Origin of the sequence: Salegentibacter lacus, assembly GCF_020164555.1 — a bacterium.
In the GTDB taxonomy this organism is placed as follows: Bacteria; Bacteroidota; Bacteroidia; order Flavobacteriales; family Flavobacteriaceae; genus Salegentibacter; species Salegentibacter lacus.
This window is the reverse complement of the sequence record NZ_JAIQZB010000066.1, coordinates 1-517: the sequence shown is the minus strand read 5'-3', so window position 1 is coordinate 517 and position 517 is coordinate 1. Positions and strand designations below refer to the sequence as shown.

Annotated in this window: 1 protein-coding gene; it reads right to left on the bottom strand. The window is 38.1% G+C overall.

Features of this window, described 5'->3' with window-relative positions; genetic code table 11:
* A partial coding sequence (locus LB465_RS18100; protein WP_224471316.1) for a transposase occupies positions 1-495 on the bottom strand: 495 nt, incomplete at its 3' end.
* Positions 496-517: the final 22 nt, after the last annotated feature.

Below are 517 nucleotides of genomic sequence, written 5' to 3'. Positions count from 1 at the left end.
TGTTTTATAGCTGATTACCATGTTCATTTCTTTTGCCATTTTGAATAAGCTTTTTTGTTTATTAAGTAGTATTTTTTCTTGGTAAGCTTTGATACCTTCTTCTACATAGTTTAAACCTTTTACAAATAATTTCCAGTATAACTCAGCCAGTTTTCTTGCTACCGCTTTAATAGCCAGTGAAGGACCTTTCCTTGCCCTTATTTTACGGCCGAAGGCCCCCAAGGTTATATTCTTACTGTTGAGCAGGCTGGTGGCAGCTTGTTTAAATATTAGTCCAGCCTTGGGTTGTCCCTTGGATTTATAGTTCTTTTTCATTTTACCCGAATGGTGCTGTTTGGGCGCAAGACCAAGCCAGGAAGTAAAATGTTTTTCCGTCTTCCATTTTTGCAGATCGGTGCCAACTTCAGACAACAACTGCAACCAGTTATAATCGGTAATACCGGGTAAGACGGTGGCATCTTTATTATGGAATATCCTTAACAGGTAATTATCCATATTTTTTATTTCCGGTTTGTGG